The 15,446-nt window shown below is 67.7% G+C and carries 18 protein-coding genes; 15 read left to right on the forward strand and 3 right to left on the reverse strand.

What is annotated here, in order from left to right:
- From ACFTQE_RS06480 to ACFTQE_RS06495, 4 genes are all read left to right on the forward strand, one after another.
- Positions 1 to 2,802: glycohydrolase toxin TNT-related protein (locus ACFTQE_RS06480; protein WP_376924288.1), on the forward strand; the 2,802-nt coding region annotated here is incomplete at its 5' end.
- A complete protein-coding gene (locus ACFTQE_RS06485) occupies positions 2,795 to 3,259 on the forward strand; it encodes a hypothetical protein (protein WP_376924289.1) in 465 nt (154 codons plus the stop codon). The genes ACFTQE_RS06480 and ACFTQE_RS06485, both read left to right, overlap by 8 nt.
- A gap of 143 nt (positions 3,260 to 3,402) precedes the next feature.
- The gene (locus ACFTQE_RS06490; RefSeq protein WP_376924329.1) at positions 3,403 to 3,783 is read left to right on the forward strand and encodes a DUF2185 domain-containing protein; all 381 of its coding nucleotides are present in this window, start codon (positions 3,403 to 3,405) and stop codon (positions 3,781 to 3,783) included.
- Between the two features lie 134 nt (positions 3,784 to 3,917).
- Positions 3,918 to 4,436, forward strand: a complete 519-nt coding sequence (locus ACFTQE_RS06495) for an Imm61 family immunity protein (protein WP_376924290.1) — start codon at positions 3,918 to 3,920, stop codon at positions 4,434 to 4,436.
- A gap of 37 nt (positions 4,437 to 4,473) precedes the next feature.
- On the opposite strand, the gene ACFTQE_RS06500 is transcribed toward ACFTQE_RS06495, so the two are convergent.
- Positions 4,474 to 5,112, reverse strand: a complete 639-nt coding sequence (locus tag ACFTQE_RS06500; protein ID WP_376924291.1) for a TNT domain-containing protein — start codon at positions 5,110 to 5,112, stop codon at positions 4,474 to 4,476.
- A 167-nt stretch (positions 5,113 to 5,279) separates the two neighbouring features.
- Here ACFTQE_RS06500 and ACFTQE_RS06505 point away from each other — a divergent pair, with 167 nt between their 5' ends.
- Positions 5,280 to 5,606 carry a hypothetical protein gene (locus tag ACFTQE_RS06505; RefSeq protein WP_376924292.1) on the forward strand — a complete coding sequence of 109 codons (327 nt, stop codon included), beginning with the start codon at positions 5,280 to 5,282 and terminating at the stop codon, positions 5,604 to 5,606.
- Positions 5,607 to 5,618: 12 nt separating this feature from the next.
- The gene (locus ACFTQE_RS06510; RefSeq protein WP_376924293.1) at positions 5,619 to 5,951 is read left to right on the forward strand and encodes a hypothetical protein; all 333 of its coding nucleotides are present in this window, start codon (positions 5,619 to 5,621) and stop codon (positions 5,949 to 5,951) included.
- Between the two features lie 21 nt (positions 5,952 to 5,972).
- Here ACFTQE_RS06510 and ACFTQE_RS06515 read toward each other — a convergent pair whose 3' ends face one another.
- Positions 5,973 to 6,701 carry a hypothetical protein gene (locus ACFTQE_RS06515; RefSeq protein ID WP_376924294.1) on the reverse strand — a complete coding sequence of 243 codons (729 nt, stop codon included), beginning with the start codon at positions 6,699 to 6,701 and terminating at the stop codon, positions 5,973 to 5,975.
- 117 nt (positions 6,702 to 6,818) lie between these two features.
- On the opposite strand from ACFTQE_RS06515, the gene ACFTQE_RS06520 reads away from it, so the two are divergent.
- The 9 genes from ACFTQE_RS06520 to ACFTQE_RS06560 all read left to right on the forward strand — a co-directional run bounded on the left by ACFTQE_RS06520 (position 6,819) and on the right by ACFTQE_RS06560 (position 14,846).
- Positions 6,819 to 7,298, forward strand: coding sequence for a DUF6121 family protein (locus ACFTQE_RS06520; RefSeq protein ID WP_376924295.1), 480 nt, complete (start codon positions 6,819 to 6,821; stop codon positions 7,296 to 7,298).
- A 71-nt stretch (positions 7,299 to 7,369) separates the two neighbouring features.
- A complete protein-coding gene (locus ACFTQE_RS06525; RefSeq protein ID WP_376924296.1) occupies positions 7,370 to 8,017 on the forward strand; it encodes a spermidine/putrescine ABC transporter substrate-binding protein in 648 nt (215 codons plus the stop codon).
- Between the two features lie 6 nt (positions 8,018 to 8,023).
- Positions 8,024 to 8,302, forward strand: a complete 279-nt coding sequence (locus ACFTQE_RS06530; protein ID WP_376924297.1) for a hypothetical protein — start codon at positions 8,024 to 8,026, stop codon at positions 8,300 to 8,302.
- A 72-nt stretch (positions 8,303 to 8,374) separates the two neighbouring features.
- Positions 8,375 to 8,749, forward strand: a complete 375-nt coding sequence (locus ACFTQE_RS06535) for a hypothetical protein (RefSeq protein ID WP_376924298.1) — start codon at positions 8,375 to 8,377, stop codon at positions 8,747 to 8,749.
- A 274-nt stretch (positions 8,750 to 9,023) separates the two neighbouring features.
- Positions 9,024 to 9,398, forward strand: a complete 375-nt coding sequence (gene rpsL, locus ACFTQE_RS06540; protein WP_022893888.1) for a 30S ribosomal protein S12 — start codon at positions 9,024 to 9,026, stop codon at positions 9,396 to 9,398.
- The gene (rpsG, locus tag ACFTQE_RS06545; protein ID WP_056010907.1) at positions 9,398 to 9,868 is read left to right on the forward strand and encodes a 30S ribosomal protein S7; all 471 of its coding nucleotides are present in this window, start codon (positions 9,398 to 9,400) and stop codon (positions 9,866 to 9,868) included. The genes rpsL and rpsG overlap by 1 nt, the downstream gene beginning before the upstream one ends.
- Positions 9,869 to 9,950: 82 nt before the next feature.
- Positions 9,951 to 12,065, forward strand: coding sequence for an elongation factor G (fusA, locus tag ACFTQE_RS06550; protein WP_376924299.1), 2,115 nt, complete (start codon positions 9,951 to 9,953; stop codon positions 12,063 to 12,065).
- A 112-nt stretch (positions 12,066 to 12,177) separates the two neighbouring features.
- Complete coding sequence (gene tuf, locus ACFTQE_RS06555; RefSeq protein WP_376924300.1) at positions 12,178 to 13,368, forward strand: elongation factor Tu; 1,191 nt, start codon at positions 12,178 to 12,180, stop codon at positions 13,366 to 13,368.
- A gap of 263 nt (positions 13,369 to 13,631) precedes the next feature.
- Positions 13,632 to 14,846, forward strand: a complete 1,215-nt coding sequence (locus tag ACFTQE_RS06560; protein ID WP_376924301.1) for an acyltransferase family protein — start codon at positions 13,632 to 13,634, stop codon at positions 14,844 to 14,846.
- A gap of 24 nt (positions 14,847 to 14,870) precedes the next feature.
- Here the strand turns inward: ACFTQE_RS06560 and ACFTQE_RS06565 are convergent, their stop codons facing one another.
- Positions 14,871 to 15,344, reverse strand: coding sequence for an OsmC family protein (locus ACFTQE_RS06565; protein ID WP_376924302.1), 474 nt, complete (start codon positions 15,342 to 15,344; stop codon positions 14,871 to 14,873).
- Between the last annotated feature and the right edge of the window lie 102 nt (positions 15,345 to 15,446).

The raw sequence follows: 15,446 nt of genomic DNA on the forward strand, positions 1-15,446 counted from the left end.
TCGACGGATGGTTCGTCGCCTGATTCTTCGTCGACGGATGGTTCGTCGCCTGATTCTTCGTCGACGGATGGTTCGTCGCCTGATTCTTCGTCGACGGATGGTTCGTCGCCTGATTCTTCGTCGACCGATGCTCCGTCGGCCGAGTCCTCCTCGCCGGAGGCCTCCACGATCGACACGTCGACGGCGACCGATTCGTCGTCGACCACCGACGCACCCACGGCTGACTCGACGACCGTCGACTCCTCGTCGAACGACGCTCCCGTCGCTGCTGCGAGCGGCGCCGGCTCCACCACGGCGAGCTCCGCCACGGACGCCGACGCCCCGACGTCCGCGACCGACACCGCGGTCGACGGCGACGCATCGGACGCCGACGCCCAGTCCGGCGACTCGGCCGACGCAGATGCCGACGGCGCCCTCGACGCGGAGGCCGTTGCCGCGAGTGTGGTCGGCGGCGGAGCCGCCGCCGGCGTGCTCGCGATGCAGCGCCCCAAGCTCCCCGGCACGGCGACGCCGTTCAACGGCAAGCCCGACGCCGCGGCGAGCACGACGAACGGCCAGGCGGATGCGAACGCGCACCCCGCTGCGCAGGTCGACGGCAACGCCCCATCGGCCGACGGCTCGGCGGGCACGCCGCAGGCCGACCCCGCGACGCCCGGTGACTCGGGCAGCGATGCCGACGCGGCATCCGCTGCGCCTTCGAACCCGCCGACCAAGCTGACGCTGCAGCAGATCCTCGATGCGCTGAAGGCGATCAACCCGAACTTCGAGCCGTTGAACCCGAAGAGCGAGTTCAACAACAACTGCGGCAACACGTCGTCGAACCTGAACGACGCGTTGAACGGCAAGCCCGTGGCGGAGGCGCCGACGGGCACGCTCTCCACTCCCGAGATGGAGGCGCGCACCGGCATCCCGCAGACGGCGATGACGCCCCAGCAGGTGATCGACTCTCTCGTCGCCCAGGGCGAGGGCTCGCACTGCGTGGTCGGTGTCGACCGCTCGAGCGGCGCAGGCCACTGGTTCAACGCCTACTTCGACGGCACGACGGTGTGGACGCTCGATGCGCAGAACGGCACGATGACGCCGTTCCCGCCGCACGAGCCGAACGCCACGAACTGGGACGCTTCGATCCACCCCGACAACGTGGTGCCCGTCGCTCCCGCGGCTGATTCGTCGGCTCCGAGCACGAACCCGGATGCCACGGCGCCCGCGGCGGATGGCGACGCATCGCCGAAGGCCGGCGAGGCCGATTCGTCGGCCCGAGGCGACTCGACCGACGGTTCGTCGACGACGCCGACTGACGCGTGGAGCCCGGAGATGGGCGACCCGGTGCTCTCGGGTGCCGACAACGGTCCAGGGTGGCAGCGGGTGCCCGACCGTGTGACGCACAATCCGATCGATCCGAACTACGGTGACGCGCGTGCCCCGGGCCAGAGCAGTCGTCTCGATGACGCGTTCGCCCACCCGGGTGCGGCGAACCTCTCGCCGGAGATCGCGCACCTCATCACGGATCCCGGCGCCGAGTACGGATACGACGCCAACGGGAACGCACTCTCGCGTACGGAGTGGGAGGCACGATACACCGACGCGAACGGATGGGCGGTCTACCCGGGCAACGACGGCGGCAACGTGGGCTCCTTCGTGGAGTACCACGACGTCGACTCCTTCATCGCGGACTACGGCGACGAGCTCGACCGCATGGGCGGGCCGTGGGGGTCATTCCTGTCGTTCCCCGGTACGGCGTTCGAGATGCGGTCCCTGCCGCCGAGCAATCTGAGCGACCCGTACTCCGTTTACGAGATGACCGGTCGCCTCCCCGCGGGCGTGCGCATCGAGGTTTCCGAGATCGCGCCCGCATTCGGTCGCGACGGGGGCGGAATGCAGGTGCGCATCCTCGACGCAAGTGGTCAGCCGATGACGGTCGACGAGTTGCTCGACAACGGGATCGTGCGCCGGACCGAGGTCGACGGGGCCGACGGCATGTATACGCCGGATGCCGCGCCCGTGCACGACGCGCCCGCGCCACGCGGTGCAGCACCGCCCACGACCGCGGCAGACGCAGGCGGTTCGCACTCGAGGGGTGCGGCCTCTCCCTCAGCGAGTTCGACAGCGCCGACGCCGAACGGTTTCCCTCGTCCGGCCGTGCACAACGAGATCAGCGTTCCTCGTGATCAGGGACCGACCCCGCGCCGCCCGTTCGCGGCCAGAGACGACCTCGAGCCGAACACGTTGTATCGCGTCGAGGGCAGAGGTGAGTTCTACACCGACGCCGACGGAAAGGTGATCTACGTCGAGACCACCTACGGTGGAATCCGCAAGCTCAATGCCGACCTCATGCGGCCTCAGCCGAACACGACATACGTGGTTCACCCTGCGGTTTCGTCGACTCACGCCGGTGTCAATCAGGACCATGTATTCAGCACTGATGCCGACGGCCGCACAATCCTCGCGCACACCGACCACCTGACGAGCGGCGACGCAGATCGCTCGGAGTCGGTTCAGTCGCGGGTTGGGAACGAGGGCGGCACCGGCTACGACGGCGGGCACCTCTTCGGCAACGACTACGGCGGCGGCGGCGAGTACACGAACCTGGTCGCGATGCTCGCCGAGATCAATCGCGGTTCCGGAGACACGTTCTACAACCTCGAGAATCGTTGGCGTGCCCTGCTGAAGGCTGATCCAACGACTAGAATCGAGGTGGACATCCGCCCGCACTATCCAGACGGCAGTGTTGTCCCAGACGTCGTCGAGGTGCGTTGGACGGAGAACGGCGTTCCCTTCGAAAAGGAGTTCTTGAATGTCTGATGCGGTGTCGACCGACAGCGATTCGAGCGACGTCCCTCCCTTCATCAGACAGTCGCAACTGACCGAAGCGATCGCGCGTGATCTGGTCGCAAGCGTGACGGGGCCGTGGGATCGGCTTCGTTTCCGCGCGCTGATTCTCGCTCCGACCACCGAGTACTTCCTCTACGTCGAGCGGGGAGAGGATTCTGTGAAGGTCTTCTCCGGTTCGGAGGCGAAGTCGCGCTCTCGGGAGCTGCGGTCGGTCATGTATCAGCCCGGCAAGGGGACCTGGTACACGATGGAGCTCGTCGTGACGTCTGATATGGCCGTGACGACTCGGTTCGACTACGACAATGAGCCGGCATTCACCGAGCCAGGGGTCGATCCGATCGCGTTCGCGACAGATCTGGAGAAGTTCCCGCGCGACGACGCGCACCGCCCCGAATGGTTGAAGAGTCTGCTGGCCGAGGCCAACTAGCCCCGGAATCGAACCCGGAGTGGTGCTGCGACGCGTTGGCGTGCGATTGCGTTGGTGAAGAGCGCGTGTCGGCACGAACTGAGGGCGCGAATCGAGCAGTTCCTCAGCGACCACCACCTCCAGATCCCGGAAGGCGCCTGAACATGGCAACCTCGTATCCCGAGTTCATCCCGGGGGCGGGCGCCGGCCTCGCCACGAAGAACGTCCTGTCGGGGGCCGGCCGAGTGCGTTGGATGGTGCGGAAGCCGTCCCGTCAGGCGGCCGACAACGGGTGGCGCATCATGAGCGATGTCGATTCGAGCGAATACCTGTCGGAATCCGGCAATTGGGTCATCACCGATTTCAACGAACTCTGTGCGATCGAGCCGGCGTTGATCGGAATCTACGACTTCCCTGTGGGGTCCGACCTCCAGCTGGTCGATGACGGACAGGGAATCCAGATCTTCGACAGCGCATCAGGTCGAGAGGTCCCGCGGAGCGCGTTCTACGTTCCGGAGCAGCATCGCAGTTTCGACGACGACTGAGCACTTCCCTATTGGCGATGCCGACCGCCTGGCGTTCGCGGCGAAGGTCCGTATCGCGGGGTTCCCAGCGCGACGCCCAGACGCGATGCCGACCCGAAGCCGGTATGGCGGGCACCGACACGAGAGGATGGAGCATGGTCGACACTGAGGAATCCGCCACGGACGCGGAGTTGTTCGCGTTCGCGAAACTCGGCCGTGTGGTGCCGTTCCCGTCGGATGATGCGCTGTTGTGCATCGGCGACATGGAGGTGCGGTACGAGATCCACGAGCGAGACGGCCGCTACGAGCTGCTGCGACGGGAGCGGAGCGGTCCGGGCCGGGTCATCGTCTCGAGCGCCGACCTGGGGGTCGTGCGCCGGGTCCTGATCCAGCAGATCGCGGTCAACGTTCGGGCGCGCCAGCGGTTGAGGCGGGTCGCGCTGCCGATCGCCGAGAGTGCGCTGCAATCCGGGTTCGTCCTCGAAGAGGGTGTCGACGGAGGCGTCGAGCTGCACTGGGCGGAGGCGGGGGAAGCCCGCTCGGCCTCGTTCCCGGCCGGCTCTGCCGGATCACAGCAGGCGGTGAAGCTCTCGCGGTACGCAGCGGCTTCCGAGCACGAACTCATCGAGTCGATGCTCGACGTCGCCGGACGGCCGCTGTTCAGGGTCGGTTGAGTCGGCAGCGATCGATCGACGAAGGCTCGCCGAGCCGCTACGCGGTGACCGGCTGGAGCTCGACGCGGCGCAGGCGGTCGGTCACGACGAGGTCGCGGATGCCGACGAAGTCGTCGGCGATGGTGAAGCGCAGACCGCCGCCAGGCTGGCCGAACCACGGCGGCACGATCTGAGCGCGAACGAGCACGTCGCCAGACGTCACGAAGCGGTGAACGGATGCCCCGTCGGTGAGCGCCGTCGGCGGCAGCGCGCGCTGCTCGACCGAGGTGCCGGCGGGGAAGAGCATGATGCCGTCGAAGGCGCCGATGCGGTCGAGCGCGAGTCGCGGCGGCAGCTGGATCAGCAGCGACGTGCCGTCGGCCAGTCGACCGCGAAGCTCGTCGTAGTGCACGGCGGCGGCCTCGCCGAGGAAGTCGAACGCGGCCTGGTTCGGCCGCTCGGGAGCGGGCAGCTCCCGGTCGACGTAGTCGAGGAGTCCGGCCGCGGCGTGCGAGGCATCCGCCCACCGGCCGAGCGGAGCGGCGACGCCGTAGTCGATGGTGACGAGCTCGAAGCCGGCAGGTGCCGGCCGGAGCACGAGGCCGCCCTGCAGCGGTTCCCGATCGTCGCCGGGAAGCGCCACCTCACGAGTGGTGAACCCGCGCTCGGCCAACGCCCGTCTGAGATCCTCGAACATGCGCTCAACGATAGCCGTTCGAGGGTGCCGGGGCAGGCTCCGCCCATGGGGAGAACTGCCCATGGCGTTAGGGTGGACAGCGGACTTACGGTGCCCTGTGGTGCGGCATCCGTCATGCGCATCCGCCGCGAGCCGGCGAGCGAGCAGCTTCGAGGGAGTGGAACGAGATGGTCGATTCAGGTGCCGCCGAGTGGAGGCCCGAGGTCGTCGACCCCGAGGCGCTCTCATCCGAGCAGCGAGAGCTCGCCGAGACGGCACGCGCGCTCTTCGAACAGCTCGCTCGCGACGCGGGCCAGGCCGATGCCGGTCCGCTCAACGTCGTGCCGCTGCCCGATGATCTCGGCGTCGCCGTCGTCCGCGCCGTCCGCGGCGGAGGATCGATCTTCGTCGCCCACGATTCGAGCGTGCTCTACGTGGCCTCGTCGCTCGACCTGCCGACCGGCCTCGACCTGTTCCGCGAAGGACAGCGCACTCCGCTGTCGAGCTTCGAGTAGGGGAGGGCGACGATGACGGAACCAGCCCTCGCCGCGCGCTGCGCGGAACTGAAGGAACCGATTCGCGAACTCGTGCAGTCCGGCCTCCGGGCGCAGGCACGGGCGGAGTACTTCCCAGAGGTGACCGAGCGACTCGGCGTCGTGCAGGGCATCCTCGCGAACGGCGTCGCCGGTATCGACGACACGGGCTACCTCGCCTGGCACCGCGAAGCGGAGCCGATGCTGCGCCGCGCCGCGTCGCTCATCGCCGAAGACAAGGGCGCTGAGGCGTGGGCGCTCCTGAAGAACCCCGAAGTCGGCCTCTACCCCGTGAGTCTCGCGTGCAAGGACTGCGAAGGCTGGTGAGCCGCACGGCGAGCGGCGCGCTCAGCTGACGGGCCTCGGCCATTCGGGGTCCAGTCTCGGCGCCTTCCATCGGAGGTTCGCGACGGTCGAGTCGTGCATCGCCGTCGGAACACCGTGTTCGGTCGCGGCTGAGAGGATCGCGGCGACCGCGGCTTCCGTCGCAGGTTCCGAGAGCACCGCATCCAGCAGCAGGGGGAGCACCCCGCGTCGGGAGCCGTCGGGCCACCGTCCGTAGAGGGTGACCCGTCGGGCTGCCGCGCCACTGGGGAATCGTCGCCGGAGCGCCTCGCCGTCGTGCACCGCGATCTCGCAGAGGATCGTGCCGCTGCCGGCCTTGATCGTCAGTTCGCCCAGGCGGCCGAACAGCGGAACCCCGCGAAGACGGTCGGTGCGCGGGCGATCGTTCAGGATCGCGATGAACTCAAGGTCGCCCCATGCGATCTCGGGGGCCCCGGCGAGGGTGATGCCGGACTCGGCGATCGAGCAGGCGGTTCCGGAACCTCCGACGAGGAGCAGCAGCATCCGTCGCCGGATGAGACTGGAGATCACGAGCGAGACGGATGCCGCGGCCGCGATCACGATGACCGTGGTCGTGAACCAGTTGCCCCAGCCGGTGGCGACCGCACCCCAGGCCGCGAGGACGGATGCCGCTGCGATCAGGGCGCCGACGAGGATGAGCCGCGAGTTCCAGAGCCCGGCCGACTGCACTCTCGCGAGGTCGAGGGGCGCATCGAAACGGGCGGACGGCATCGGCGGGCCTTTCGATCGGGGACTCCCGACTCTATCCACGGCCGGGCACCGGGCCGGGATCGACGGAGGCGAACCTGCGGGACCGCGCCCGTCGGACGGCGGCGTACGCTCGAAGGCATGGACCCGCGCCGCACGGCCTGGATCGTGGCCGCCTTCGCCGCGGCGCTCGATCTCGCCCTCGTCGTCTGCGCGTACGGATTCGTGAGCCTCTTCACGGGCGTCGAGGTGGTCGTCGACCCCGAGGCCGGACTCTTCGTGGCACCGGCGGCGATCGGGGCATCCGTGGTTGCCCTGCTGCTGAACCTCGCCGTCACGCTGCGCCGCCCCGACCGGATCTGGCCGAGCGTCATCCTCGCGGCGGCCTGGACGTGGCTCGCCTTCGTCGTCGTCTCGGTCGTCGGCTACGCCCTGGCGAGCGAGGGCAGCACGCTGCTCGCCGCACTGCTGTTCGGCCTCGGATTCGGCATCGGCTGGTTCGGTCTGCTCATTCCCGCGCTCGCCGCCGTGACTGCCTCCTTCGCCGTGCTGGTGGCGCGCGGTCGCGACTCCGGCATGGAGCGCCCGCGGTGGCCGTGGGAGCGCGACGAAGACGAGTGAACGGCGCGTCGGCGCGCCATCCGCTCGCCGTTCTGTGACGCGGACTGCGCGGCGGCAGTATCGTGAACCTGATGCAGGGTTCGATCGAGGCGCGCGTGAGCCACGAGGTCGACCGGTGGCTGGCATGGCTGCCCCGGTGGCGACCTGGCACGCATCGTGCCCGCGTGCGCCTCTGCACGCGGTGCTTCGGCTCGCCGATCCTGGCTGCCGCCGGCCTCGACGTCGATGTGCCGCACCCGGTGCAGCACGCCTTCTCGATGCGCATGAAGGGGGTCATCGACCTGGCGGTCGACGACTACACGGCGCGCAACCTGCCCATGCTGCACCGCGAGATCCGACTCGCGGAAGAGCGCAAGGCTCGCCGCCCGTATCGTGCCGGCGAGGGCCTCGAGCCCGAGTTCCTGGGCCTCGACGTCGACCCCGAGCCCGTACCCGACCAGCCGTTCCTGTTCACGCTGTCAGGCCTCGAAGCGGATGCCGCAGCCGAAGCAGCCGAGCCCGCACCGCGCCCCTTCACCGTTGAGGAGAAGGAGGCGCTCCGCGAGGAGGTGCGTCTCGCCGACGAGTTCGCCAAGCAGCTCGGCCGGCGCATCTGCGTCGAGCTCGCACAGCACAGGTACCGCATCGGCAACGCCGTCGAGCGCCTCGTCGAGCCGCAGATCGAGGACCTGCTCGCCGATCTCGACCGCGAACTCGACTCGCCGGGCTGGCCGAGTTGACCGGCGATGGATGAGGCACGCCAGGCGCTCGAACGGTACTTCGTCGAGCACCCGCCCGCGATCTCGGGCGACCTCTACATCGCCGATGAGTGGTTCGAGGACGAGGAGGACTATCTGCCGGTCTGGGGCTCACGGCAGTTCTACCTCGACGGTGTCGAGGCATTCGCCCGCTGGGACAATCTCGCGATCTTCATCGACAAGCGCACGGGCGAGATTCGTCAGGAGTTCCACACCCCGAATATCGTGAAGATCAGCCGCATGACGCCCGTCGCAGCGGCCGAGTGAGGACAACCGTGCCCGAGACATTCGCCCGGACCTCGATACGATCGCACGCATGACTCCGGGTGCAACGAACTGATGCTGGACACCGAGACGACGCGGTTCGTCGATGCGGCGACGGCGCTGCCTGCGGCGGATCTCGAAGCGGCCTTCGAGCGTCAGGTCGACCTGTGGACCGAGGGCGGCAAGGAGGCGAGCGATGCGGCGGGTCCGTCTGCGAGCGCGAACTCCGAGCTCGATCGTCGGATTCGTGAGGCGCTCCATCCTCGTGCCGACGCACTCGACGAACGCCTCTTCGGGCTCCACTCGGATGCCCGGGCGGCGATCTCCACGGCGGCGCGAGCGATCCAGACACGCCACCGGCTGTCCCCTGAGCAGTACACGGTGCTGGTCACCCCGTTCGTCGAGCTCGGCCTCGACATCCCGGTTCGCGCCCCAGACCCGCCGGCCTGACTGGAGAATGGGGGAGTGGGCGACCCCGCCGCATCCGCCGTCATTTGACCGCGAGGTTACGGCGCATTACCATTGATCGGGTGTGCGCGTTGTCGCGCGCTCGAATCGCGCCTGCAGGACCGGTGCGAGACGGGCCGAGATGATGTGCACGCATCGGGCGATTCGCCCCCACGGCATACCCACCAACCAAGGCGCTGCAACTCTGCGGTGCCGGTGGGTCGTGATGTGAATTCCATCAAACGCTGTCACCGTGCAGCACCAACAAGGAGAAGCAGTGCCAACCATTCAGCAGTTGGTCCGCAAGGGCCGCTCGCCGAAGGTCACCAAGACCAAGGCTCCCGCCCTGAAGGCGAACCCCCAGCAGCGCGGCGTGTGCACGCGTGTGTACACCACCACCCCGAAGAAGCCGAACTCCGCGCTCCGCAAGGTCGCTCGTGTGAAGCTCTCCAACGGCACCGAGGTCACCGCCTACATCCCCGGTGAGGGCCACAACCTCCAGGAGCACTCGATGGTGCTCATCCGCGGTGGTCGTGTCAAGGACCTCCCCGGTGTGCGCTACAAGATCGTCCGCGGCGCGCTCGACACGCAGGCCGTGAAGAACCGCAAGCAGGGCCGCAGCAAGTACGGCGCGAAGATGGAGAAGAAGTAATGCCTCGTAAGGGACCCGCTCCGAAGCGCCCCGTCGTCGCCGACCCCGTCTACGGGTCGCCCGTCGTCAGCCAGCTCGTCAACAAGATCCTCGTCGACGGCAAGAAGGACCTCGCGCAGCGCATCGTCTACGAAGCGCTCTCGAACGTCGCCGAGAAGAACGGCCAGGACGCCGTCGCCACCCTGAAGAAGGCGCTCGACAACGTGCGCCCGACCCTCGAGGTGCGTTCGCGTCGCGTCGGCGGCTCGACCTACCAGGTCCCCGTCGAGGTCAAGCCCCACCGCGCCAACACCCTGGCACTCCGCTGGCTCACCAGCTACGCCAAGGCTCGTCGCGAGAAGACGATGACCGAGCGTCTCACCAACGAGATCCTCGACGCCTCGAACGGCCTGGGTGCCGCGGTCAAGCGCCGCGAAGACACCCACAAGATGGCCGAGTCGAACCGCGCCTTCGCCCACTACCGCTGGTAGCAGGCAGAGCGGATGCCGCAGCCGCGGCTCGCGGCATCCGCTCCCACTCCCTTTCCCTTCCTGAATCTCCGGAGGAACCCCCGTGGCACAAGACGTGCTCACCGACCTGAACAAGGTCCGCAACATCGGCATCATGGCGCACATCGATGCCGGCAAGACCACCACGACCGAGCGCATCCTGTTCTACACGGGCGTCAACCACAAGATCGGCGAGACCCACGACGGCGCCTCGACGACCGACTGGATGGAGCAGGAGAAGGAACGCGGCATCACGATCACGTCTGCCGCCGTGACCTGCTACTGGAACAAGAACCAGATCAACATCATCGACACCCCCGGCCACGTGGACTTCACGGTCGAGGTCGAGCGTTCGCTCCGCGTGCTCGATGGTGCGGTCGCCGTCTTCGACGGCAAGGAGGGCGTCGAGCCCCAGTCCGAGACCGTCTGGCGCCAGGCCGACAAGTACGACGTCCCGCGTATCTGCTTCGTCAACAAGATGGACAAGCTGGGCGCCGACTTCTACTTCACGGTCGACACCATCATCAGCCGCCTCGGCGCGAAGCCCCTCGTGCTGCAGCTCCCGATCGGTTCGGAGTCCGCGTTCGAGGGCGTCGTCGACCTGGTCGAGATGCGTGCGCTCACGTGGCGCGGCGACGCCAAGGGTGACGTCAAGATGGGCGCCGAGTACGCCATCGAGGAGATCCCCGCCGACCTCGTCGACAAGGCCGCCGAGTACCGCACCGCGCTGCTCGAGGTCGTCGCCGAGACGAGCGACGAGCTCATGGAGAAGTACTTCGGCGGCGAAGAGCTGACCGTGGCCGAGATCAAGGCCGCGATCCGCAAGCTCACCGTCAACTCCGAGATCTACCCCGTGCTCTGCGGTTCGGCGTTCAAGAACCGCGGTGTGCAGCCCATGCTCGACGCCGTCATCGACTACCTCCCGTCGCCGCTCGACGTGCCCGCCATCGAGGCGCACGACGCTCGCGACGAAGAGAAGATCGTCATGCGTCACGCCGACGCCTCGGAGCCGTTCACGGCTCTCGCGTTCAAGGTCGCGGTGCACCCGTTCTTCGGTCGCCTCACCTACGTGCGCGTCTACTCCGGTCGCCTCGACAGCGGCGCCCAGGTCGTCAACTCGACCAAGGGCAAGAAGGAGCGCATCGGCAAGATCTTCCAGATGCACGCCAACAAGGAGATCCCGATCGACTCGGTGACCGCCGGCAACATCTACGCGGTGATCGGCCTGAAGGACACCACCACCGGTGACACCCTCTGCGACCCGAACAACCAGGTCGTCCTCGAGTCGATGACCTTCCCCGAGCCCGTCATCGAGGTCGCCATCGAGCCGAAGACCAAGGCCGACCAGGAGAAGCTCGGCACGGCGATCCAGAAGCTCGCCGAAGAGGACCCGACCTTCCGCACGGAGCAGAACCAGGAGACCGGTCAGACGGTCATCAAGGGCATGGGCGAGCTCCACCTCGACATCCTGGTCGACCGCATGAAGCGCGAGTTCAACGTCGAGGCCAACGTGGGCAAGCCCCAGGTCGCGTACCGCGAGACGATCAAGCGCGCGGTCGAGAAGCACGACTACACCCACAAGAAGCAGACCGGTGGTTCCGGCCAGTTCGCGAAGATCCAGTTCGCGATCGAGCCGCTCGAGATCGAGGGCGACAAGATCTACGAGTTCGAGAACAAGGTCACCGGTGGCCGCATCCCGCGCGAGTACATCCCCTCGATCGATGCCGGCTTCCGCGATGCCATGCAGTACGGCATCCTCGCCGGTTACCCGATGGTCGGCGTCAAGGCGTCGATCCTCGACGGTGCCGCCCACGACGTCGACTCCTCGGAGATGGCGTTCAAGATCGCCGGCTCGATGGGCTTCAAGGAAGCCGCTCGCAAGGCGAACCCCGTTCTGCTCGAACCGCTGATGTCCGTCGAAGTCCGTACTCCCGAGGAGTACATGGGCGACGTCATCGGCGACCTGAACTCGCGTCGCGGTCAGATCCAGTCCATGGAGGATGCCGCAGGCGTGAAGGTCGTGCGTGCGCACGTCCCGCTCTCGGAGATGTTCGGTTACATCGGCGACCTTCGGTCGAAGACCTCTGGTCGCGCGGTGTACTCGATGGAGTTCCAGAGCTACGCGGAGGTCCCGAAGGCTGTGGCCGACGAGATCGTCCAGAAGAACAAGGGCGAATAGTCCGATACGCACGAACCTTCCGGTTCGCGTAACATATCAACACAACCCCCGTAGACCTCCGGTCGCAATCCAGCGCCCGGCGGTTCTACACGAGTCCTGAGGAGGACCCACAGTGGCTAAGGCCAAGTTCGAGCGGACCAAGCCGCACGTCAACATCGGAACGATCGGTCACGTCGACCACGGCAAGACCACGCTCACCGCAGCGATCTCGAAGGTGCTCGCCGACAAGTACCCGTCGGCCACCAACGTGCAGCGCGACTTCGCGTCGATCGACTCCGCTCCCGAAGAGCGCCAGCGCGGCATCACGATCAACATCTCGCACGTCGAGTACGAGACGCCGAAGCGCCACTACGCGCACGTCGACGCCCCGGGTCACGCCGACTACATCAAGAACATGATCACCGGTGCGGCTCAGATGGACGGCGCGATCCTCGTGGTCGCGGCGACCGACGGCCCGATGGCGCAGACGCGCGAGCACGTGCTGCTCGCCAAGCAGGTCGGCGTGCCGTACCTGCTCGTCGCGCTGAACAAGTCCGACATGGTCGACGACGAGGAGATCCTGGAGCTCGTCGAGCTCGAGGTCTCCGAGCTGCTGGCGAGCCAGGGCTTCGCCGAGGACGCGCCGGTCGTGCGCGTCTCGGGCCTCAAGGCGCTCGAGGGCGACGAGAAGTGGGTCAACTCCATTCTCGAGCTCATGGAGAAGGTCGACGAGTTCATCCCCGACCCCGTGCGCGACAAGGACAAGCCCTTCCTCATGCCGGTCGAGGACGTCTTCACGATCACCGGTCGTGGAACCGTCGTCACGGGCCGCGCCGAGCGTGGCACGCTGAAGATCAACTCCGAGGTCGAGATCGTCGGCATCCGCCCGACGCAGAAGACCACGGTCACCGGTATCGAGATGTTCCACAAGCAGCTCGACGAGGCATGGGCCGGCGAGAACTGCGGTCTGCTCCTTCGTGGCACCAAGCGCGAAGACGTGGAGCGCGGCCAGGTCGTCGTCGCACCCGGCTCGGTCACCCCGCACACGAACTTCGAGGGCACCGCGTACATCCTCTCCAAGGAGGAAGGCGGGCGTCACAACCCGTTCTACGCGAACTACCGCCCGCAGTTCTACTTCCGCACCACCGACGTCACCGGCGTCATCACGCTGCCCGAGGGCACCGAGATGGTCATGCCCGGCGACACCACCGACATGAGCGTCGAGCTGATCCAGCCCATCGCCATGGAAGAGGGCCTCGGCTTCGCCATCCGTGAGGGTGGCCGCACCGTGGGTGCCGGAACGGTCACCAAGATCGTCAAGTAGGTTCTCCTACTGATCGCCGACAGGGGTCGGGCCTTCGGGCCCGGCCCCTTTCGCGTACCCGGCAGGGGTCGGGGCTTGCATCTGTTCAGGCCCGGCCCCTTTCGCGTACCCGGACAGGGGTCGGGGCTTGCATCTGTTCGGGCCCGGCCACTTTCGCGTACCCGGCAGGGGTCGGGGCTTGCATCTGTTCAGGCCCGGCCCCTTTCGCGTACCCGGAGCGCAACCCCTTCCCTGCGCGGTCCGAGGGTTCTACGCTGAGAAAGATGGCAGCTTCCCCCACGCCATTCGTTCGATCGACGGTTCGCCCAGAGATCCAGGCTCTCCGGGCGCTCGCCGTCGGAGCAGTCGTGCTCCACCACGGGTGGCCCGCTGTGGCTCCGGCCGGCTACATGGGCGTCGACGTGTTCTTCGTCGTCTCCGGCTTCCTGATCACCGGGCTGCTGCTCCGAGATGCGGAGCAGCGGGGGCGCATCTCGCTCCGCACCTTCTACCTGCGGCGGGCTCGGCGCATCCTCCCGGCCGCCGTCACCGTGCTGGCCGTGGTCTCGGTGCTCACGATCGTGCTCGTGCCCCAGCGCGAATGGCGCTCCTGGTTCAGGGAGATCGTCGCGAGCACGCTCTACTACGAGAACTGGCAGCTCGCGGTCGACTCCCAGATCCCGCGACGGGCCGATCTCGAGTCGACGCCCGTGCAGCACTTCTGGTCGCTCTCGGTCGAGGAGCAGTTCTACCTGTTCTGGCCGCTGCTGCTGATCGTCGCCATCTGGTTCGCGGCGCGCAGGGGAGTCGGATCCCGGCGAGTGCTCCTGCTCCTGCTCGGCGCGGTGACGGCGGCATCGTTCGTGCACTGCGTCGTGCTGACGGCGCAGGACCCCGATCTCGCCTACTTCTCGACGTTCACGCGCACGTGGGAGTTCGGCGTGGGCGGACTCCTCGCCCTCGTCGCCGCGACACCGCTTCGCGGGCACGAGGGGGTGCGCTCCGTCGTGTCGATCGCAGGACTCGTGCTCATCGCCGTGCCGATCGTCACGTTCCGCTCGCCCGAACTGTTCCCCGGCGCGATCGTGCTGGTGCCCGTCGTCGGCACGCTCGCGGTGATCTGGGCCGGCATGCCGCAGCTCGCATGGTCTCCGGCCCGACTCGCCGCGCTGCGGCCGGTGCAGTGGATGGGCGACGTGTCGTACTCGCTCTACCTGTGGCACTGGCCGATCTTCATGTTCGTGCCGTACCTCACCGGAATGCCGAGCCCGCCCTGGCTCATGGTGCTGCTCGTCGCGCTCTCGTTCCTCGTTGCCGGCCTCTCGAAGCGGTACATCGAGGACCCGTTCCGCACTCCCGCGAACGGCCTGCGCGCCCGCCCGGCGGTCGTGATCGGCGCACTGGCCGGCGTCATCGCCCTCGTGGTCGGCGCCGGTGTGGTCGCTCCGGGCGTCGCGGCCGAGCGCAACGTCGCCTGCTCGCGCAGCGATCGGGACTGACGCCCCGGCTTCGAGCGAGGCCTCTCAGACGGGTGTACCGTCGATCGTCGTCTCGAGATCGATGCTGCCGTGCACGCTGCGGGCGACGGTGCACGAGCGGTCGATCGCCTTGACCATGACCTCGATGAGCTTCGCGCGCTCGGCCTCGTCGAGCGAGGAGAGGTCGAGCAGGAGCTCCTCGTCGACGCGCGAATACCGGTTGTCGGAGTCGGAGGTGCCGTGAGCCCACACCGTCATCGCGAAGTCGTCGCCGAGGCGCCGAGCGGCGACCCGGTCGGCGCTCATGCCGGCGCAGCCCGCGAGCGCGAGCTTCAGCAGCTCGCCGGGCGTGAAGTGCCCCTCGGCCTCCGCCGGCCCGATGAGGACCGTCGACCCGCGTTCGTTCATGCCCTCGAAGGTGCGTTGCCCGGTGCGGGTGACCGAGACGCTGCCCGGTCCGATGCGGTCGCTCACCTGATGCGCGTGCTCGGTCATGTACGCCTCCAGCCTGGTCGTCACGTCGATTCCATCACGGATGTCGCGCGCTCGGGACGCCCTCGTCTGCGACATCCCTGTGAACCGCGCCGGGCGCGACACGCCCGGGTTGCACGAAGGGCCTCA

The organism is Agromyces sp. NPDC056965, assembly GCF_042673425.1.
Taxonomy (GTDB): Bacteria; Actinomycetota; Actinomycetes; order Actinomycetales; family Microbacteriaceae; genus Agromyces.